This window comes from Bradyrhizobium sp. CCGUVB23 (assembly GCF_024199885.1).
Taxonomy (GTDB): domain Bacteria; phylum Pseudomonadota; class Alphaproteobacteria; order Rhizobiales; family Xanthobacteraceae; genus Bradyrhizobium.
Window position 1 is genome coordinate 1,763,620 of sequence record NZ_JANADQ010000001.1, and the last position, 18,627, is coordinate 1,782,246.

At 58.8% G+C, this 18,627-nt stretch carries 16 protein-coding genes and 10 pseudogenes; 9 read left to right on the forward strand and 17 right to left on the reverse strand.

Features of this window, described 5'->3' with window-relative positions; genetic code table 11:
• Position 1: 1 nt before the first annotated feature.
• The 4 genes and pseudogenes from NLN62_RS08170 to NLN62_RS08180 form a co-directional block, all read right to left on the reverse strand.
• A pseudogene (locus tag NLN62_RS08170) lies at positions 2-927 on the reverse strand (TauD/TfdA dioxygenase family protein).
• Positions 928-1,115: 188 nt separating this feature from the next.
• Complete coding sequence (locus NLN62_RS52920) at positions 1,116-1,250, reverse strand: hypothetical protein (protein WP_256375324.1); 135 nt, start codon at positions 1,248-1,250, stop codon at positions 1,116-1,118.
• 313 nt (positions 1,251-1,563) lie between these two features.
• Entirely contained in the window at positions 1,564-2,190 is a 627-nt protein-coding gene (locus NLN62_RS08175) for a GcrA family cell cycle regulator (protein WP_371933109.1), read from the reverse strand.
• Positions 2,191-2,244: 54 nt separating this feature from the next.
• Positions 2,245-2,640, reverse strand: a complete 396-nt coding sequence (locus NLN62_RS08180; protein WP_254108325.1) for an N-acetylmuramoyl-L-alanine amidase — start codon at positions 2,638-2,640, stop codon at positions 2,245-2,247.
• A 201-nt stretch (positions 2,641-2,841) separates the two neighbouring features.
• Here NLN62_RS08180 and NLN62_RS08185 point away from each other — a divergent pair.
• Positions 2,842-3,203: pseudogene (locus tag NLN62_RS08185) on the forward strand (transposase); the annotation flags it as partial.
• A gap of 271 nt (positions 3,204-3,474) precedes the next feature.
• Here the strand turns inward: NLN62_RS08185 and NLN62_RS08190 are convergent.
• Positions 3,475-4,221, reverse strand: a complete 747-nt coding sequence (locus NLN62_RS08190; RefSeq protein WP_254108327.1) for a hypothetical protein — start codon at positions 4,219-4,221, stop codon at positions 3,475-3,477.
• A gap of 661 nt (positions 4,222-4,882) precedes the next feature.
• Here NLN62_RS08190 and NLN62_RS08195 point away from each other — a divergent pair.
• Positions 4,883-5,437, forward strand: coding sequence for a peroxiredoxin (locus NLN62_RS08195; protein WP_254108328.1), 555 nt, complete (start codon positions 4,883-4,885; stop codon positions 5,435-5,437).
• Positions 5,438-5,443: 6 nt separating this feature from the next.
• A pseudogene (locus NLN62_RS08200) lies at positions 5,444-6,001 on the forward strand (carboxymuconolactone decarboxylase family protein).
• A 183-nt stretch (positions 6,002-6,184) separates the two neighbouring features.
• Here the strand turns inward: NLN62_RS08200 and NLN62_RS53340 are convergent.
• The 6 genes and pseudogenes from NLN62_RS53340 to NLN62_RS08225 all read right to left on the reverse strand — a co-directional run.
• A pseudogene (locus tag NLN62_RS53340) lies at positions 6,185-6,274 on the reverse strand (DUF6088 family protein); the annotation flags it as partial.
• Positions 6,275-6,463: 189 nt separating this feature from the next.
• Positions 6,464-6,808 carry a hypothetical protein gene (locus NLN62_RS08210; RefSeq protein ID WP_254108329.1) on the reverse strand — a complete coding sequence of 115 codons (345 nt, stop codon included), beginning with the start codon at positions 6,806-6,808 and terminating at the stop codon, positions 6,464-6,466.
• A 330-nt stretch (positions 6,809-7,138) separates the two neighbouring features.
• Positions 7,139-7,585, reverse strand: coding sequence for a hypothetical protein (locus NLN62_RS08215; RefSeq protein ID WP_254108330.1), 447 nt, complete (start codon positions 7,583-7,585; stop codon positions 7,139-7,141).
• A 245-nt stretch (positions 7,586-7,830) separates the two neighbouring features.
• On the reverse strand, positions 7,831-7,953 hold the full coding sequence (locus tag NLN62_RS52930) for a hypothetical protein (RefSeq protein WP_256575898.1): 123 nt from the start codon (positions 7,951-7,953) through the stop codon (positions 7,831-7,833).
• 178 nt (positions 7,954-8,131) lie between these two features.
• Positions 8,132-8,348: pseudogene (locus NLN62_RS08220) on the reverse strand (IS110 family transposase); the annotation flags it as partial.
• Between the two features lie 193 nt (positions 8,349-8,541).
• Positions 8,542-10,023, reverse strand: a complete 1,482-nt coding sequence (locus NLN62_RS08225; RefSeq protein ID WP_254108331.1) for an IS1182 family transposase — start codon at positions 10,021-10,023, stop codon at positions 8,542-8,544.
• An 82-nt stretch (positions 10,024-10,105) separates the two neighbouring features.
• Here NLN62_RS08225 and NLN62_RS08230 point away from each other — a divergent pair.
• A pseudogene (locus NLN62_RS08230) lies at positions 10,106-10,552 on the forward strand (helix-turn-helix domain-containing protein); the annotation flags it as partial.
• A gap of 277 nt (positions 10,553-10,829) precedes the next feature.
• Here the strand turns inward: NLN62_RS08230 and NLN62_RS08235 are convergent.
• From NLN62_RS08235 to NLN62_RS08255, 4 genes and pseudogenes are all read right to left on the reverse strand, one after another.
• Positions 10,830-10,964 (reverse strand): annotated as a pseudogene (locus NLN62_RS08235) (IS110 family transposase); the annotation flags it as partial.
• 127 nt (positions 10,965-11,091) lie between these two features.
• A complete protein-coding gene (locus NLN62_RS08240) occupies positions 11,092-11,229 on the reverse strand; it encodes a hypothetical protein (RefSeq protein ID WP_254108332.1) in 138 nt (45 codons plus the stop codon).
• A 270-nt stretch (positions 11,230-11,499) separates the two neighbouring features.
• Positions 11,500-12,251, reverse strand: a pseudogene (locus NLN62_RS08250) (DUF1521 domain-containing protein).
• Positions 12,252-12,995: 744 nt separating this feature from the next.
• Positions 12,996-13,220: a hypothetical protein gene (locus tag NLN62_RS08255; protein WP_254108335.1), complete on the reverse strand. Its 225-nt coding sequence runs from the start codon at positions 13,218-13,220 to the stop codon at positions 12,996-12,998.
• A gap of 339 nt (positions 13,221-13,559) precedes the next feature.
• On the opposite strand from NLN62_RS08255, the pseudogene NLN62_RS08260 reads away from it, so the two are divergent.
• Both NLN62_RS08260 and NLN62_RS08265 read left to right on the forward strand, forming a co-directional pair.
• Positions 13,560-13,940: pseudogene (locus NLN62_RS08260) on the forward strand (transposase); the annotation flags it as partial.
• A gap of 293 nt (positions 13,941-14,233) precedes the next feature.
• Positions 14,234-14,667 (forward strand): annotated as a pseudogene (locus NLN62_RS08265) (transposase); the annotation flags it as partial.
• A 108-nt stretch (positions 14,668-14,775) separates the two neighbouring features.
• Here NLN62_RS08265 and NLN62_RS08270 read toward each other — a convergent pair.
• Positions 14,776-15,525: a sulfotransferase domain-containing protein gene (locus NLN62_RS08270; RefSeq protein WP_254108336.1), complete on the reverse strand. Its 750-nt coding sequence runs from the start codon at positions 15,523-15,525 to the stop codon at positions 14,776-14,778.
• A gap of 604 nt (positions 15,526-16,129) precedes the next feature.
• Here NLN62_RS08270 and NLN62_RS08275 point away from each other — a divergent pair.
• From NLN62_RS08275 to NLN62_RS08280, 3 genes are all read left to right on the forward strand, one after another.
• Positions 16,130-16,573, forward strand: a complete 444-nt coding sequence (locus tag NLN62_RS08275; protein WP_254108337.1) for a transcriptional regulator — start codon at positions 16,130-16,132, stop codon at positions 16,571-16,573.
• A 114-nt stretch (positions 16,574-16,687) separates the two neighbouring features.
• Positions 16,688-16,879: a twin-arginine translocation signal domain-containing protein gene (locus tag NLN62_RS53345; RefSeq protein ID WP_371932935.1), complete on the forward strand. Its 192-nt coding sequence runs from the start codon at positions 16,688-16,690 to the stop codon at positions 16,877-16,879.
• Positions 16,880-17,056: 177 nt separating this feature from the next.
• Positions 17,057-17,452, forward strand: coding sequence for a hypothetical protein (locus tag NLN62_RS08280; RefSeq protein ID WP_254108338.1), 396 nt, complete (start codon positions 17,057-17,059; stop codon positions 17,450-17,452).
• A gap of 661 nt (positions 17,453-18,113) precedes the next feature.
• On the opposite strand, the gene NLN62_RS08285 is transcribed toward NLN62_RS08280, so the two are convergent.
• Positions 18,114-18,575 (reverse strand): IS5 family transposase, encoded by a 462-nt coding sequence (locus NLN62_RS08285; RefSeq protein ID WP_254108339.1) that lies wholly within the window; start codon positions 18,573-18,575, stop codon positions 18,114-18,116.
• Between the last annotated feature and the right edge of the window lie 52 nt (positions 18,576-18,627).

Sequence of the window (18,627 nt, forward strand, 5' to 3'; positions counted from 1 at the left end):
TCTAGGCGGCCTTCGCCTGCGGCTTGGTGGCCTTGATACGGGTCACGCTTTTGCGGCCGTCGATGCTAACCGGCACATCGCCGTCGATGGTAGCGCGCCGCACAACGCGGTGCTGGTCACCGTAGTCATTGACGGCATAGTGCTGGGTGGCGCGGTTGTCCCAGATCACCACGTCCCCTTGCCGCCAGCTCCACCGCACGGTGTTCTCCGGCGCGGTAATGTGCGACTGGAACAGGTCGAATAGCTTTTGGCTATCGTATTTCGACAGGCCGACGAAGCGCTGAACGAAATTGCCGAGCACCAGCGTCCGCTCGTCGGTTTCGGGATGGACGCGGACGACAGGATGCTCGGTCTCGTAGATCGTGCCGGTGAAGACCTCCTCGAAATGCTTCCTGTCGGCTTCGCTCGCACGAGTCTTGACCGCGTAGTCGTAGGCGTTGCTATGCACCGCCCACAGCTCGTCCGCGAGCTTGCGGAGCGGCGCCGGCAGATCGAGATAGGCCGCCGCCGTGTTCGACCAGATCGTGTCGCCACCGAACTCGGGAATCACGACGCCGCGCAGGACGGAGATTTTTAGATAGGCGTCGACGAAGGTGACGTCGGTGTGCCACTGGTCGGCGCGGCCGCCGCCGCGGCGGAGTCGAGCTCGAGGATCGATGCGGTTCCCTTGGTGGCACCGACGGTCGGATGCGGCACAAGTTTTCCGAGTCGGACGGCAAAGCGCTCCTGCTCGGCGTCGTCGAGGTGGCCCTGATCGCGGAAGAAGATGACCTTGTGTTCAAGCAGAACCTGGTTGATCGCCGCGATCGTCTGGTCCGGGAGATTCCCGGAAAGCTTGATGTTCCGGATTTCGGCGCCAATGCGCGCCGACCGCTTGACGATGTCAGCGCGCGGAATGACGTTGTCGATGGCGATTGAGTCCGTCATGTCATGTTCCCCAAGACCGCGACCCCAAATTTGGACAAGGCTCCGCCGTTTGCCGATCGCGGAAGCGATGGCGGAGTGAAGACGATTGAGGTTCTGATTGGTCCTCTTGCTAGACTGCCACCGGGCTTTGGCGGCAATCGCGTCTGCCGGGTCCTTCCAGTCGAAGCCGCCTCAATGCAACTTCGTGTTCAGTTCGATGATGCTAACGCAAGGCTTTCGGAAATAGCTTCCAAAGTTTGAACTGCGCGGGAAATAGCTTCTTTCGCGGAAGCGGTAACAGCGAAACGCAAGCTGCTCTGTGCAGGATCCTTGATCCACGTCATCTCCACCATTCCGCCGCGACAGTGTACGGGGAGTGCCAGACCGCTGACGCGTAGAGAGAGAGAGAGAGAGAGAGAGAGCGAAATCCTTGGCGATCGGCCCATTAATGCGTGCCGCGTGCGCCGGAAGATCGGCCAAAAACAGATCGCGGCTGATCCGCGCAACGACCCCTGGAATATCGCGCTTAAAGCTCGGGACGTCGCCAATCGGCAAGCCGAAGGACTCAAGGCCGCTTCAGCCTCTCAGCTTTTTACAGAACTCTCCGCACAGTACCCGACCCATGGTATGGGACGTGGTGCGCGGATTAACGTCCACTTACGGCCTGAACCCACGCCCCGTGTTGAAGCGCTGTCCAGAGATGGATGAGCGTGGGGTCGTTGTTTGATAGGCCTTGCGCGCACACGCCCTGCAATAGCTTTCACCCGGAAGTGCCGGCGCACCGCAAAACCGAAACTCCGGCGAGGCCGGATCCCCGATGGGCCAGCGGCATGAACTCGGCTCAAGCTCTGCCAGAGTGAGATATCGGGCCAGTGGCACGATCTCTGCAGTGACCTCTACCTGCTCATCGACATAGTCGATCTCGGGCGAGGCCAAGGCCAGATTGCCGCGATGCCGAACGCTGGCCATGGGACCAAACCGTGATGATCGCTGGAGACGGGGTGAACGCGGGGCTCGCGGTTTCGTCGCGGTGGTCACACGGCGAGAAAGACCGAGACGGTGAACCTTCCCGATCACGGCGTTTCGCGTGACGCCGCCAAGCTCGGCAGCGATCTGACTGGCGCTTAGTCCTCCCGCCCAAAGAGACTTCAGCCGTTCAATACGCTCGTCGGTCCATCCTGCACCGTCTACTGACATCCCGTTCTCACCTGCGCATCTAGCAACCGGAGCGGTATGACGATCCATGGGGCTACCGAGATGCAACGTTATGTTATAACATTGCATCTCGGTAGCGCGAGCCGGCTCGGCTTTCAAGCGCGTCACGCTACTGATTGCGGTTTATCCCCAATGCCTTGGGCGCTTCGCGGACAGTCGTCCCCACATCCAGCGAGGCGGAGCCGCGGCAATTGCGGCACTTAGAACGTCGTGGTCTGTCGTATGCAAAACCTCAAGACCAATCTTAAGCGCCGCAACGACGCTGGCTCGATGATGATCTGATTGCAGCAGCAGTTCGTCGGCTTTATTCGACATGAACCCCATTTCGACGAGAACGCTCGGCGTTTCACTGGATCGCAGCACCCCGAAATTCGCTCGACGCGCTGGATTGTGCAGCAGAAGGATGTCCGATGCGAGCGCCCTCTCGAGATATTCTTGCAGGCGGCGGAGAAATAGCGCGTTTCTCGCGCGCAAGACTTGCCAGAATGTCGGCGACCTCCTGCGAAATCTGATGGTCATGCGGCAACAGCCGATGGCTATATACGCCCGCCGTTCGCTCACCCCGTGGGCTCCAAGAGATGCGCGACAGCTTTCCGCTTTCCCGCGGGCCCTACCATTAGACTGTATGTCCCCTCCACAAAATGAGGCGACTCACCCTCGATGTTGCGACGAGGGTTACCCGGATGGACCGGGCAGAGTCTCAAACAAGGAGGGCGAGTCGTGGGTCATCCTACCGAGGCCTTTGTCGGAATCGATACGTCAAAATTGCGTAATGCGGTAGCAATTGCTCATAGCGGCCGTGGCGGCGAGATCCGGTATCTGGGGGAGTTTCCTGCTACGGAGGCGGCGATCCGAAAGCTGGTGGCAAAGCTTGCAGAAAATGCTGTCGTTTGACGTTTTGCTACGAAGCAGGGCCGACAGGATATGGCCTCTACAGACTGCTCAAGAGCCTCGGCCATGACTGCCTGGTGGTCGCCCCCTCGCTCGTTCCGAAGAAGGCCGGCGATCGAGTGAAGACGAAGCGGCGCGATGCGGCAAGCCTCGCCAAGCTGTTACGCGCGGACGAGCTCACTGCGGTACACGGTCATCACCGAAGAAATGGGTATCGGCAGCTGGGTAAAATTCCCAGCGTCTGCAACGCTAAGGGCAGGCTCATCGCAGATCCAACGTCTGGCGAACAAGTTGGGTCTGCGAACTTAGCAATAAGACTGAGACAGCACTCCGTCGATCCCATAAGCAACGGCGCCATTCGACATTCGCTATTTGCTGTGCAGCCGGTCATCTACAAGCCAAAGGAGCTAGCTGGGCCTCGGCGCTGGAAACCTCCGCAAGCGGGGCGCGACGGCGTTGAGGTCAAATTGGCCGACGCTTCGGTCTGTTTCGCTCTGCGGTCGTGAGTGGCTTGGCAATATTTCTCAGGATCGTGGCGCGGCACTTGGCAAAAAGCTCCTTCGTATAGGACCCGCCGAAGTAGTCCAGAACGAAGGTGCCGGCGTAAGGAGGATCATCGGCGAAGCCACTGATCAGACTGTCGAGGATTGGGCCGACTTCGCGGATGCGGTCGTCGTAGCGGGCGCGGATAACGTTAACCGCATTCATCGAGTGAACCGCCTCGTCGGCGATCACTTCTCTCAGCCAGCGAAGGAATCTGTCGTTCCGAAGTCTGACATAAAACTCCCTTTCCGTAGCATAGGCGTGGCAAGTACACATTTCATCAAATGCGATCATAACCATTAGCGAGAATTCGTCTTTCAAGTATTCACTGATCGAACTAAAATTATGCGATCGATCGTTCAATCTCTCCCGGAGATTCTCTTCGGATCCGCCAGCGACGAGTTCTATGATTTGGACGAAGCCATCAGTGTGACGCTCTTCGTCTGCGGCCCAGGCGTCAAAGAATGCCTCAGCTTCGTCGGTAACGATCAAGCTACGAATGGACAGTTCTTTTTTCAAATGCCTCGCGTCATATTCCGTATACAGATCCGGCCACAACTTGTCCCAACGCGCGCGCACAACAGATGGTTCGGCAGCGAACATCGCCGGCGTCAAAGCATTGAACAATACCTTGGGACTCCAGTTCCGTCGAACCGGCGTGATCATCCAACTGCTCCGAATCACGAGCGGTGTGGGACACTCTTTTTCGTTCCGAACGCTCGCAAAGCATCTTGCTACACAAAGTAGCATGTTGTCGCCTCCTTGTTTTGGTGGGGTACAACTCCGTGCTATACTCCTGCAGCCGCACGTGAAGTCCGCTCGCGAGCGTCACCAATCTGCGACGACTCGATCACCGATGCCGAGGACAGCCTCGTAGAACGTTTCTTTGTCGCGGATCGCTCGCGTGATCGCTCGGCGCCCCCCACCCGAACAAGTCGTTTCGACTAACCAGGCGATCGCAGCCAGCGCTTTTGCCGGAGCGAAAGCAGGTTAAGGAGAAAACACATGCCATAGGCCATGGCCGCCAAATCCGTGTACCCATCAAGCGCCCGAATGGGAATGCAACGGCGTTTCGGGGTGTCCTCTGCCTTCCATTCACCAGATGATGTTGACGCTCGAATGTGCAGGTTTTCATCAGGCCGCCAACCCGGGTCGCCCCACAGCATTGAAGTGCTGGTCCCTCCCCGATCGGTCTCCGGAACTCTCACACCAATCAGAACCCGTGTTGCATTTCCGCCAGTCTAAACCGCAAGATCGAGTGGCATGTCGATTGCTTCGATGAAGCCGGACCACCGCTTCCACGCGAAGCAACCTTGAGAGGACACACATGCTTGGAATTGGAAGTAAGTTGCCGTCGTTCGAAGTCACGGGCGTGAAGCCCGGCTTTCACCTGCAGGAAGAGAAGGGGCAGAGCGCGTTCGAGACGTTGACTCAAGAGAGCTTTCCCGAAAAATGGAAAATCATTTTCTTCTACCCCAAGGATTTCACCTTCGTCTGCCCGACCGAAATCGCCGAGTTTGCCCGGCTATCCAAGGACTTCGCCGATCGCGATGCGATCGTGCTTGGCGGCTCAACCGACAACGAATTCTGCAAGCTCGCTTGGCGCCGCGAGCACAAGGACCTGCATCACCTTCCGATCTGGCAATTTGCTGACTCCAAAGGCGCCCTTGTCGATGGCCTTGGCGTGCGCTCGCCTGAGGGCGTCGCCCATCGCTACACGTTCATCGTCGATCCGGAGAATACGATCCAGCATGTCTATGCGACCAACCCGAATGTCGGCCGCAGCCCGAGGGACACGCTACGCGTTCTGGACGCGCTGCAGACCGATGCGCTCTGCCCCTGCAATCGCGAAGTCGGCGGTGAGACGCTGAAAGTCGCCTGAGGCAACATGTCAATCGAGCAGTTGAGGGATCAAATTCCGGATTGTGCCAAGGACGTCAGACCTCCGGCGCCGACGATGACCGATGACACGCTTTTACCGCAAAGCAAATACGGCCTGTTGCTGGCGAGCGCGATTGCGACCCGCAACTCAGTGTCATAGAGGCGATGGAATCCGTGGCGGCCGTCGTGATCACACCAGCGGCCATCGCAGCAGCGAAATGTGCGGCTGCCGTGATGGCGATGAACAAGGTTTACTAGCGCTTCGTTCACCTCGCATCCAATCCGGAATACAAGGCGATGCCGGTGCGGTTACGCGCGAACGTTGTCGCGAACCCCGTCGTGGACAGGGTCAATTTCAAGTTGTGGTCGCAGGCAGTCTTCCCGGTAAATGGTTGCGGCGACTGCATGGACGCTCGTGAGAAAACGCTGCGGGAGGCCGGCATCAGCTCGGCGGTGGTCCAAACGGCGGTGCCGCTTTGCCACGATTGTGCAGTCGGTCGCGGTCGGATTCGAGGCGACCGTGCCTAGCGTAGTTCGGGGGTCATCCACCATTTCCTCGCTCTAAGACAAAGGGAGGGGTAGGCCGACACAGGCCGGAGATGGGCGGGATTGGTGCGGACCGGAGCCGCAGCGCGGCTACGCGCGGCAACCGTTTCCGCCTTTTTTACGACATGGCTTGGCGGCCTGGGGGCTGTAGTCCCGATCGGGCGCGCGCGCCGAGCGCATGGCTCAACGGAAAAAGAGCAACTTGCTTCCCGAGCCGGAGTTCGCGAGAAGCACCGGAGGTCAAATAAACCTGACGAACGGGTACCTGCGTTGTCAGACCAAGTTGGTTGGCGCACGAGACAGGCGCGCCGAAGACGCGCGTTCTAAAGCGGGTAACGGCGGACACCGTTCGGTCCAAAGCCGCCATCTTCCCGACCAACGCCAGCCTCCCCAGCGAGTGCCGAGCCTGCCGCGCCGACCTCTTCAGTTCCATCACCTATCTCGCCCAAGCCCGCCAACTGAACTCCGACCAAACTAGCGCTTATAAGAAAATCGCTGCGAGCGTGCCCACCGCGCCGCAAACCAGTCCGATCAGTGAGCCGGTTGTAGGCACGTCGCGGAACAGCAGAAATGTGAGGATCGGCTCCACTACTAAAATCGATCCCACCGATATCGCGACAATTATCCAAATGTTTTTGAGATACATGTAGCCGAGGGCGTATCCAGAGACGAGCAGGATGCCGCCCAACGTTATCAGCAGGAACATCGGCAGAAGCGTTGTCAGAGGCCCACTTGCCGTTCCAAATTTCCTTGAGGCAATCAATTCGGCGATTATTGAAAGGGCTTCTCCTACGAAAATTGCCGCTACCGCTACAATTTTCAACATTGAGCTCAATTCCCACGTTCAGTTTGATCGGAAAGATGGGTGTTGGGAAATTCTCCAACTCGGCGCCTTCCTGGCTCGTCCCTTGCTCAGCCGCATCGGCTGACTTGCGCCTTAGCCAGATCATGCATGAAGGCGAGGTGCTTATCGAGAGCAGAACATCGCAAGGTGGCGGATCAAAGACGACAGCGCGTCCCTTTGACGGACTTCAGTCAACACAATCAAGATGGATCCGGCACAGGCCGAGGTTGAGCCGAACGAGTGGAGCGAACCCGGTGGAAGTGCGTTCACTAGCTACTCTCGGGCGCAAAAATCGCGGTTCTGAAGGGCGCGTCAATCATGCAGGCAACCGATAAGCCCCGCCGGGGACCGGCACACTTTGTAAAGATAAAGAGAAGTGCCGTGGAGGAGGGCCTGTGTCTGGTTATTGGCGGACGGCGCCGCAATGACCACCTGTTTGGGAATGTTAAGATTTGCGGCCAGCAGGGGAATTGAGCTTTCCGCCGAGAGGACCCAGTCGCTCTTGAAGCGCTCGTCGCAATAGGCCCGGCAGAACTCCCAGAAAGACGAATACCAGAAGGTGCTGTCGCCCGACCCTTCCTCCGGGCGCGTCATCAGGACCCATCCCTTGATGATCTCCTTCCGAAACCCGGCCCCCAGCAGCCGCTCGCGGTGAGTGCGCGAAAGCTCCTCACTTTGGAAAATTCGTCGCTTGCCGCCATTGCTGAGGTTCTTCAGTTCGGTGAGGGACTGAGCGAGTTTTTCGTGGAGGGAGGGCATTTTGAACCCCCAGGGTTCGATAGTTTGGTGTTGTTTGATTACAATAATATTATGCTGAGCAAATCAAAACCCGCGATTTTCCAGATCCTGCTGAGTACGCGAGCGATCCGCTGTCCCCAGCGCCCGCTCGTCTGGCTCATGGACAAGGCCCGCGCTCAGGGCCTGGACAAGGTCGAGATCGACGTGACCGAAACGGTCCCGGCGATCAACGATTCCTACAGCGAGTTCGGAAAGGGGTTCTATCACTACTTCTCGAAGCGGTTTTTCCGCTCTGTCGGCATCGCGCCCGAGAAGGGAACGTCGGCGACGACGTCGCGCATCAACGAGACGATCGATGGTTCGGTGTTCGACCGCTGGCGTGCCGACACGTCCTACCGTCCGCAGAACCTGGTCGGCGCCGCATGGCCGCCGACCCCGGACTTCGAAATGGATGAACGACCGACTAGGGGGCGAGCGTCGGCAATGCCGGCTCATAACAGGCCACGAGGGATTCCCCACCGCGCCCTGCCTCCTGCCCTGGGCACCGATATGGTCGAGCAGCGCTCTTCAGGCGGCCGGCCTGAGTTGCACTTGACGAGTGATCGCCCACAGAAAGCCGACCATCTCGCGTGCTGGTGACGATCACCTTGGGTTTGCCAGCCGCCGACAAGCGGCGATAGCGGGCGCACAGCCTGACCTGGGCCTTCCAGGCGATATCGCGGATGGCTTGAGGCAGGCGCTCGTTACGGTCATGGAGCTTGCGACTGACGTGTGGGGTTCGGTAACATCGTTTCACTTTCTTGCTTTTGTTTTTGACTGTGGGATTGTGGGCAGCGCGGTAGAGACTGGGCAAGAATGTCTCGCAGAGCCTGACAGGATAGGTCGCAGTCGGGGCAGCCGGAGCAGTCCGTGCGGGGCAGCTTGTGCTTCTACGGTAGCCGCGTTCTCTTGATCTGGAATCGCCCCGGCCCTCGCGACTACCTGGCCAGGCTTGCGATGAACCCCTCAATGCCGAATATGCTGAGTACCCGGGTGAAGTTATAGCTCAGCGCCATCAGGCTCCACTCACCGCGTACCTTGTCAAAGCCGCGCACCAGGAAATGTCGGTAGCCAGCGCGGCACTTAAGTGTGCCGAAGGGGTGCTCGACCACGGCGGAACGGCGTCGCATCATTGCGCCGGCATCGCGCATCCGGGCCAGATGTCGCTCGACAACGTCCTCATGCTCCCAGCGGTAAACGATCCGCAGCTTCGCCTTTTCCGTCAGGCAGGCTGCGCGCAAAGAGCAGGAGCCACAAGCAGCAACGCGGGCCGCATAACGGATCTGTAATTTGCCGGCAGCATCCTGTTTGCGACCATTCATCGGCTTGAGCCGTTCTCCTGCCGGACAGTGGTAGACATCGGTATCGGCGTCATAGTGGAAATCACCACGACCAAAACGTCCTTGTGCTGCGAGGCGCTGATTCCGTTCCACTGGCGGGACATAGGCAGTGACTGCATCTGCTTCGCAGGCCTTCAACGTCTCACCGTTGTAGTATCCGGCATCAGCCACCGCCGTCAGTGTTGCTACCCCAAGGGCCGCCTTGGCCGCCGCTGCCATCGCATATAATTGGCCACTGTCATTGCCGTCATTGACCACCTCGCAGGCGACGATCAGCTTGTGTTTTTCGTCGGCAGCGAGCTGCACGTTATATCCGGCAACTGTGTGGCCTCCCTTCGTCAGGAGGCGAGCGTCGGCGTCTGTGCGCGACAACTGTAGCTCACCGTTCTCCTCCAGACGATCGAGATCCGCCTTAGTGCGGGTTCGTCTCGCCATCAGTGCCGCCAGCTTTTCGGGTGTCGGTAGGTCTCGTATGTCTTTGCAATCGACCGACGAGGGCATCTGCGCGGCTTCAGCCGCATCGCTCGCCTCTAGTGCGTTTGCATAGGCTTCTATGTCGCATTCGAGCGCCCTGAGGCGCTCCGCCAGCTTCCTCTGCGTGGTGATGCTCGCTTTGCTGGCATCGCCACGAAAGAAGGCGCTATCGATGGCCACGAGTTCACCGCCAAGCAGATCGAGCGCGCGCGCCAGAAAGACGAAGTCTCTGTTCGCGGCCTTCAACGCCGCCCCGTTCTCCTTACGGAAATTGGCTATGGTTCGATAGCCCGGAACGAGCCCGCGCAATAGCCAGATCAGTTCCAGATTGCGGCCGGCCTCTCGCTCGAGCCGACGCGAGGAGCGGATCTGATTGATATAGCCGTAGAGATAGAGCTTCAGCAGATCTGCCGGATCATATGGCGGCTGTCCCGCTCCGCTCTGGCGCCCAGCGTGTCGAAAACCAAGTGCAACCAGATCAAGGTTGGCAACGTAGGCGTCGATTGCCCGCACCGGGTTAGTCGCGTCGACGTAGTCCTCGATACGCGGTGGCAGGAGGCTGGTCTGCTCGCGGCATGAACCGCGTTTGAATGCACGAATCATCATGCGAAGAATCGTACACCATCGCGCGCCGAGGATTCTTGCCCAGTCTCGGTAGCGCTGTCCATCAAATCCACAGGCCCCCCCGATGTTTCGCGTGAAGATGCGCCTTGGCTGGATCAGGCTTTACGAGGCAACGGGCGATGCCGGTCTCGTCTGTCGACGCTGCGGCATTTCGCGTTCGACGTTGCGCAAATGGTTGCGCCGTTTCCAGGAAGCCGGCGAGGCTGGGCTGGTCGAGCGCAGCCGCCGGCCACTGCGCCAGGCGAAGCAGAAGGTCTTCGAGTCCGAGGAGTCGTTGATCCTGTCGCTGCGGCGTGAGCGCAAGCTCGGGATCAAGCAATTGCGCAACGAACTGATCCGCTGCCACGACGTTGCGCTCTCGCTCGACACGCTGCATCGCGCGTTGTGTCGCCACGGTGAGCAAGTACTGAAGCGTCCGCGCCGCAAGATGAAGGGCACAAAGCGCTACACGCGGCCAGTTCCTGGCGACCGGGTGCAGATGGACGTCTGCAAGATCGCGCCGGGCGTTTATGGCCTGCACGGCCTCTACGAATGGAGTCATCGACCATTGTGGCGCCAGCTCCGCGATCCGCTTGGTCAAGCAGTCCACGGGCTTCAGCGTCGGTCACGGCATGAATGTAGTCCTGTAGAACGATCTGACTCGCCGGGTGATCGAAGCGCACCGTGGTGAGCCAGCGACGATAAGCCAGAGTCCACCCCTTCTTCCCGGCATAGATGCGCCCATGTCGCAGCAGGAAGCCTTGGAGATGTTGTCGCGCCTTGCCGAGCACACGCATCGCCGTGGCGCGGGCTCTCACCAAGTCGCGCATGGCCTCATGCGCCGCATCCGGAACCCACATGGCTGTCAGCTCGCCGCTCCGGTGCAGCTTGGCCAGCATCGGCGCATCGCGCCGGTCGGTTTTTACCCGATCCCCGGCCTTCATCGGGATCAGCGAGGGGGCCACCACAATGCAGTTGTGCCCCAGTCCCGTCAGTTGTCGATGCAGGCCATATCCGCAGGGGCCGGCTTCGTAACAAAAACTCACCTGGTGGTCACCTTGCCAAGCTTCTTCATCGGCTTGGCGATTTGATCGGCGCGATTAGGGATGACCCCAAGTTACGAACTTCCCCGCCGCGCATCGCTTCGGCCACTGCAACCGAAATCGTCGCCTTGTGCACATCCAGCCCCACGAAAATGCTATCGTTCATCAGGCCCGCTCCCCATGCTTGAGGCTCGGCGCCGGACCATCCGGCGCAACCCTCGATAGGAGCTTGCCGCGGGCGGGCCGCCCGTCACCTCAGAATGCAAACATAGGGCTAGAGCACTGACAGCCGAGATCATCAACGATGCGAGAGCGGCGATAATGGATAGATACGCCGCCGCACCCTGCCTTCATCCTCCAACTCTTGCGCGGAGGATGAAAAAGGCGGGCGCAAGCGCCCCGCCTCCATGACTATCGAACGGACTTGGATCGAACCTCAGGCCAACCGCCCATGGCGACCGATCATGCTCTCGATCCTCATATCAAGCATCAGCGTCTTGAGATCGGGCGGTGGGTCAGGGTTCTCATTGTGGTGGATAATTGCCTGGTTCACCTCGCGTCCGCAGCCGTCGACCCACCCCTGATTTGCCTCATGGATTGTCTGCGAGCCATCGGGCGTCAACTGATCGAGAGTCCGCCCAGCGTTGGACTGCGTCACCTTCAGATTGTCTTTGCCATCCTTGTCGTCACCGAGCCCCTCGATAACCATGGCGTTGTCGCCGTTCGTAATAGTAAGCTTCGAGGAGATGGTTTTGCCGTAGCGTAATCGACGGTGTTCACGGTGATCTTTGTGCCGTCATCGAGCTGCAGGGTCATGTCTTTCTTGAAATCGAAATCGTCCCTGCCGTCGCCATTGGCATCGACGTGAGGATCGCCGTGGATCTTCGTGACATGGCCGGTCTCGTTGTTACGAACCATCCAGGTGCCGTCATTCTCCTTGGCTGTGATCGTGTCCTTGTCGCCAAGGTTGATCGTGGCCTTGCCGTCCTTGACCTCATGCGTCCACACCGGATCCGGCGAAGGCGGTTGGCTCTGGTACTGGTAGGCGCCCGCCGGAACACCGCCGGCATACGGCTCCAACAATGTATCGAACGTGGTATTGGCGGCCGCGCCTTCCGGCACCAAATTACTCGTCGCCGAATCGAAAGCGCCGACCACGGGAAGACCGGTCACGGGAAGATACACCATTGTAATTCACTCCTGTTGCATTGAAGTCCTGTTGCATTGAAGTAAGCGGCAGACTGCGAGCGCCACGCGCATAATCAACCGGGCACATTACTCACGAAATCTTCCGAAAGCACCGTTCGCCCGCACGTGGCGGGCGCACCATGTTTCTCGTTGCCAACGACACGAGCCTTGATGAGATGAGGCGACCCTGCCTCTCTCATCCGAGCTCCCCGGCACGTTCATAGCGCGCGCATCCAACTCGCAGGGACTCTACCCGCAGCACCTGTCGAAAAACTGACGATGAGCAAGACCGACTAGCATCTCAGCTTTCGTTACCACCCGAACCAATGCTGACATATTTGGTCATGCCGACCGCCCTTCTCGACGGGTTTCGGCGATCGACCGTGACGCTTGCCGATCACAAGCGACAAGTCACTTCGGGAGTATCGATGTCAGCTTCTTAGACAGGCCTTCTCTAAGCCGCGACTTCACGCCACCTTGCTGTTGAGGCAACCGTCATCGCGGCCGAGAGGGTACGTCCATTTCTCCCTTCAGTATAGGTGACGCCGATCGCCGGATTACAGCCAGTCCCCTCCATCGGACCAGCAAAGAGATCGCCTGGCCATACGCAATCCAGCCAAGCAATGGTCGAGTAGAATTTCGACGTGATCTCTGGGTGCAAAGGCCGACCAAATCTGACAGTTGCCGTTCGCTAGAAGCGAATATGCCGAATGATCGGAAGCCGCCAGAACACATTTGGTCCTCCTATCTCGCATTTTTCGCTGCTTCGAGTCGAGCGCGCACCGTTTCGCAATCCTCCGTCACCGTCGAAAATTTCCCATCGACCGTGCTGACCAGGCACCGGATGCCCTTCGGGAAATGCCCTTCGGCGCGCGGCTTGCGAAAGCTTACGACCTGGTCCGGATTGATGTCGATCAGCTGGTCTTGGGGTCCGTGCAGCTGCAGCAGCTGGAATGTGAGAATGATCATCGGCCGCGCTCGCTGCCAAAGAACAACCGGCGTCCGTTGACCGGAGCCGGTTGGGTCCAAGTCTCTTGTGCTAGATGAACCACGGACTCGACCCGAGAGCGCTTGGCTCTGGCATCGAGCTGTGCTGCATCAAGCGCAGGCTGGAACTCAGCCGTCAACGCAAATTTCTAGCGAGCCAGTCATTCCAGTTGAGGAAGGGATCGACGATCTGGCGTCACATGGCTTTCGATAGCCGCTGATACCGCAGGCGAATCCCCACCACGATCTCGCGTCGCTTGCGATTGGCCAGATTGCTATCTGCCTCGCGGGCCGTAAGCTTTCCGAGCAGACCCAGCGGCGGGCGTCGGACCGATCATCTCAAGCGCAATGCTCGCCGCGATCGGGACTGGCGATGCTTTTCGCAAGGGCCGCGACTTTGCGGCATGGCTTGGTCTGGTACCGAAATAATTCTTGACCGGCGATCGAACCATTCTCGGCCGCATATCGAGGCGCGGCAACCGGTACCTGCGAACGCTCTTCATTCAAGGGGCCAGAGCCGTGCTTCTGAGGCGCCAGACTTGGTCCAGGCACGGGTTTGGAGCCTGGTTGGAAGCAGCGTCCAAGCGGCTCCACTCGAATGTACTGGTTGTCGCCTTGGCCGCAAAACTCGCGCGCATGGCCTGGAGCATGCTCGCAAAGGGCCGTGACTATGACGCCAATTTCTTAGGCCAGACCGCCTAAGACACACGACCGGGAAGGGAAGAAGGATCCACGATCTCAATCGGAAGGGCACAATATCCCACCGAGGTTTGCGAGACGGAAAAGACAAATGGAGAAACGGTTCCACCGACACTTCTGAAGCCTGGTTCGCAGCCATGCGCCCCTTGTCGAAGCCGTCGAGTTATTGAGGGCAGGAGTGGGCGGATATCCATATTGGCTTGAGGCGACAGCCTCAAATTGAAGCCGAATAGATTGGCGCAGACCGCTACATCCTTTTGTTGATTCCTCTTGCAACGCGGGCGTAGTCCATAGATGGTTGCAAAGTCTCGATTGCCACGCCTGCCACCGCGCCCAAAGACGGGCAGTTTGTGCTGCATGCCAAGGCCCTGCACGGCAATCCCTATGACGGCCACACGCTCGGTCCCGTCATCGCCGACCTCGAAAAGCTCACAGGTTTGCAGCGCGCCGCATCCACGGCGACAAGGGCTACCGCGGCCACAACTATCCCGACCGATTCAAGGCCTGAATCAGCGGCCAGGTTCGCCGTGTCACCAAAGCGATCCGTCGCGAGATGCGGCGTCGCGCCGCCGTCGAGCCTGTGATCGGCCATCTCAAGGACGACCACCGGATGCGCCGTAACCATCTCAAGGGCCGCGACGGCGACCGCATCAACGCCGTGCTCGCCGCCGCCGGCTACAACTTCAGCCTGCTCCGCCGCTGGCTCGCGGAACTTTACGCGGCCTGTTATGGATACTCTGTCGCCACCTATCGCACCCACACCTTGCGTAAAACGGTGCTCAGAAACGTTCTTCACCAACGACAAATTGCGCCGACGTTCGCCGCTACTGACCGCGAATCAGGCCTCACCAACCTCAAAGAATCGTTCGTAAGGTCCGTCTGCGAAGTGCCGCCGCAGCTCATGAAAGTTCTGTACGGTTTGGTCTAGCTGTCGCGTTTCTTGGCGCTGAAGCATGGCGCTACCAGACAGCTGAAGCGCTGGGACCCCCAGGAACGCCCAAACCGTTGCCATGCAGGCGCTTGGTTGGTGAAGTAGCCTTTCATACTCGATCACGAGCAGACCGGTCGATGCGAAGGACTGAGCAACTCGGGCATGGAAATCGTCGGCGGCCTTGAAATAGGCCTCGCAGTCGGCGATTGACAATGTAACGCGCGGCGGCGGTGCGGCCTCGCCGTCAGAACTAAACTTCAACCATTGGCCACTCTGCCTTGCCTGCACCAGCGATCGAAGCGATTCCATAGTGTTTCTCCGAAGCACGAGGATGACCTTGAGGCGTGGCCAACGAACCAGCTCGGCAAAAACACCGGAACGATCGTGAAACTGCGGTTCGTTGATCTTGCAACCAACATGCGTCAGCTTGGTCTTATCGCTTCGCGTCGGATAGCGCAGATACGCAAGCTCGAGAAGCTCGCGATCCCCCCGCAACAAACGATCCTTATCGTGCCAATTCTTATCAAATGTATTGAGCAGCTCACCGTTGCTCAACACGTTCGGATGCTCATTCAGTAACTCTTCAAGATAGTGGGTGCCGGTCCTCGCCATTGCCAGGATTACAAATGGCTCGGGCGGTGATGTAGGGCGGGTCATCGCATCTTCCTTAGATAACATTGCTTTCTACAACTAGCGATTGCATCAACGACGGTAACGTTAGCAGGCTCATGGTCCCTGCGTTTCGCAGTAGCGGGCTCAAATCCGGATATGCCCGAGTTCAACTTCAATAAACTGACGTTTTCTACCCTCATTTTGTGGGATTGGTAAAATCGATTGTATGGATGGGCACTGTCTCGATAGGCGGAGGCCGCAAGAGCGACGTGCCATGAATTTTTGCCAGCCCGAACCCATGTCGGGCGTGTCAATCAAAGGAGGTCCTGTTGACCAGACTTTTGAATGGCCCGGCCAACGACCATAGCGCGGTCGTTCACGGCCTCCGGGGAAGCGTCTGATAGGAGACGTATTGGCTTTTTAGGGCTTCGGTCCCGTGTTATCGCGGCAATGCAAAGCGTGGCTACCCTGTCCTACGGGAGTGTGAACCATACAGACGGCACGCCTATCCCGACCGAGCTGTACAAGCAGCGAAAGCTGGGGCCTTTCTTGTACGAGGCCAATTCAACTGGTGGTAGTAGGAAGACAGGAGGCCTGCTGTAACTCACGACGTTGGAGGTGGTGTTGAGCGACAAAGTCCCCGAAATGGTTGGAGGCCTATGCAGTTGGTCGTGAAGAGGTTTGGGAGAAGGACCCTCACTACAGGGGATTTCTGGCTGCGCTTCAGGAGTTGCACGGGGAAACTGATCGCGGTGTCGCTCTGGTGGCAACTTCATTTCTTGACAAGCTGCTCAGGGACATTCTCGGCGCGTTTATGATCGAGAACCAAAGCGCTAAAGCCCTCCTGTCAGGCTTCAACGCCCGTTTTGGTAGCTTCAGCACCAGGATTGCCGGATGTCTCGCATTAGGCCTCATTACCGAACGCGAAGCGGAACAATCCGATACGCTGCGCAAGGTACGAAATCGTTTCGCGCATGAGGCCGAGGTGAACTTCAAAACTGAAAGCGTGCAGGCACTTTGCAACAATCTGCGGGTGCTCGAGCGAGACAAAGATGGTGATGCTCGACGCAAGTTCTCATGTCGGCATCAATGATGGTTCTTATCGCTCTGCTGAACCGTCCATTTGAAGTCGGTAAGAGGCGATTGACGCCCGGCGAGTGGAAATCAACAATCGGCTAGTTGCTGTTTCTCCGCCTCCTGTGCTGGAGTGGCGGGTAACACATCCCGTCGTAACTTTCTTGCTGTCTCGGCACTTGCAGCCGCCGCAGCAACCATCCCCGTGATCCCAGCCGCCCGCGCCGCTTCGCCAGATCAGGAGCTGATGAATCTTGGTGCCACATTTTTTTGCGACCAACGAGCTCTTCGAGGCTGCCGACGCGGACTGCGGCGAGCGGATTGACCGCGTCATCTCGGCGACGCCGGACCGGCCTTTCGGCCATGAGATGGCGCATCGGCGATCCGGTTAGCTATGTGATGGAGCGTCACCCAGCCGAAAAAGCGCAGCTATGGTGCAGCACCTCAGACATCGAGGCCATCCGGGACGTTCCGCAATACGATTGGTCGCTTAGAGAGGGGCGTGAGGCCGATTTTTTATGCCCTGCCGTCCGACGATCAGCTCCACCATCTCGCCGAACCACAACCGAAGGTGCAGCACCTGTACACTCGGTCCCCGAGCGCACGGAAACAAAAGCGGGTCAACGAGATCGTTGCCGCCTACGACAGGCACAACGCGGCGATCGATCGCCTGCGCAAAAAGCACGGCATTGATGAAGCTAACCAGCGCTCCGACGATCTCAATGTAGCCTGTTGCAGGCTGGTCGAAGAGATCGACGCAAGCACGCCGGTGACGTTTGAGGGATTTAGAGCCAAGGCAAAGGTTTTGGTAAATTGGCTCAGCCTCAACGGCCCCGGCGATAATGAGGACGGCCCGTCATCGGCCGGCGCGCTGGTCCGACAGCTCGCAGCCGGTTAGGCTCTCCCATGTGGCACTCCCATCACATCGTGGCCGACTACGAACGAAAGGGGCTGTACGGGCGCCTCGTGGCCCAAATCTACCGGCACCTGACTGCTGAATGACCGGCGTTCCGGTTCGGGAACAAACGGCCATGGGTGGCGTTTCAACCACGCTTCGAGCTGCAGAACAGCTTGAGGAGTTACGAACGGCCTCAGCATTTGCCCCCCGGCCAGCTGAGGCCGTTTTTAATTGGAGCTCGCTGGACGCGTCGGAAATTGGGATTCGGTTATGGGTTCATTTTGGCACTGGATTTTGACGATTGCCGTATTTGCTAGCCGGGTAATGGGGATCATTCGAGGATTGCAAAACAGGTCCATCCTCAATTGCGCCTTGTCGGCGTTCATTCCGGGTTACGGGTTCGTCTATTTCGTCGTGGGGAAGGCAGCACCTCCGCGGGAGCCGGCCTAGGCGCAACTTCCGCGCAATCGATGGCAGGCTGCGGCGATCAAAGCGGGCCGCGGGGCGCCGACGTTGATCTGCGACGGTGCGGCGTCCGCGCTGGAAGCTATCCGAAGAGCTCGCGCGACGCGCGGCTCGACTGGGACGAATCCACTTTCAGCGGAGCCAGATGCAGATTGCGGCGAGGTGGACGAAGGCGAGGAAGTAGACTGCCCGTCGGTCATATCGAGAAGCGGCGGAAGTGCTTGAGCTTGTTGAAGCAGCGCTCGATAAGATCGCGTAGCTTGTAAAGCGTCTCGTCATGCGGAATGGGGGCCTTGCGAGAGCGGGTTGAGGGGATCACCGCTTCGGCGTTCATATCTGCGATGGTCTTGCGCAGGTCGTTGTTGTCATAGGCCCTGTCGGCCAGCACGGCCTCGGCCTTGAAGCCTTCGAGCAGGGCTGTTGCAGCCAGGTTGTCATGTCGCTGGCCGGCGGTGAGCTTGAAGCGTAGCGGTCGGCCGAGACCATCGCAGAGCATGTGGATCTTGGTGGTCAACCCACCTCGGGAACGCCCCAATTCGTGAGTTTTGGCCCCCCTTTTCCGCTCGCGGCCTGCTGGTGGACACGAACCAGAGTGGTATCGAGCATCAGATATTTGTTGTCGCGATCTTTGATCAGTTCGGCGAACACTTTCTCCCACACACCGGCCTTGGCTGGTGCACCGCGACCTCGCCGGCCACCTAGAGACCGCG

Coding starts and splice junctions, on each gene's coding strand:
- NLN62_RS08175 (WP_371933109.1), bottom strand. CDS start 2,190: ATGCAATGTTATAACATAACGTTGCATCTCGGTAGCCCCATGGATCGT.
- NLN62_RS52920 (WP_256375324.1), bottom strand. CDS start 1,250: ATGACGTGGATCAAGGATCCTGCACAGAGCAGCTTGCGTTTCGCTGTT.
- NLN62_RS08210 (WP_254108329.1), bottom strand. CDS start 6,808: ATGTTGAAAATTGTAGCGGTAGCGGCAATTTTCGTAGGAGAAGCCCTT.
- NLN62_RS08180 (WP_254108325.1), bottom strand. CDS start 2,640: ATGACCATCAGATTTCGCAGGAGGTCGCCGACATTCTGGCAAGTCTTG.
- NLN62_RS08225 (WP_254108331.1), bottom strand. CDS start 10,023: ATGATGATTCGTGCATTCAAACGCGGTTCATGCCGCGAGCAGACCAGC.
- NLN62_RS08215 (WP_254108330.1), bottom strand. CDS start 7,585: ATGCCCTCCCTCCACGAAAAACTCGCTCAGTCCCTCACCGAACTGAAG.
- NLN62_RS08190 (WP_254108327.1), bottom strand. CDS start 4,221: ATGATCACGCCGGTTCGACGGAACTGGAGTCCCAAGGTATTGTTCAAT.
- NLN62_RS08270 (WP_254108336.1), bottom strand. CDS start 15,525: ATGACCCGCCCTACATCACCGCCCGAGCCATTTGTAATCCTGGCAATG.
- NLN62_RS08195 (WP_254108328.1), top strand. CDS start 4,883: ATGCTTGGAATTGGAAGTAAGTTGCCGTCGTTCGAAGTCACGGGCGTG.
- NLN62_RS08240 (WP_254108332.1), bottom strand. CDS start 11,229: ATGAACGATAGCATTTTCGTGGGGCTGGATGTGCACAAGGCGACGATT.
- NLN62_RS08255 (WP_254108335.1), bottom strand. CDS start 13,220: ATGATCATTCTCACATTCCAGCTGCTGCAGCTGCACGGACCCCAAGAC.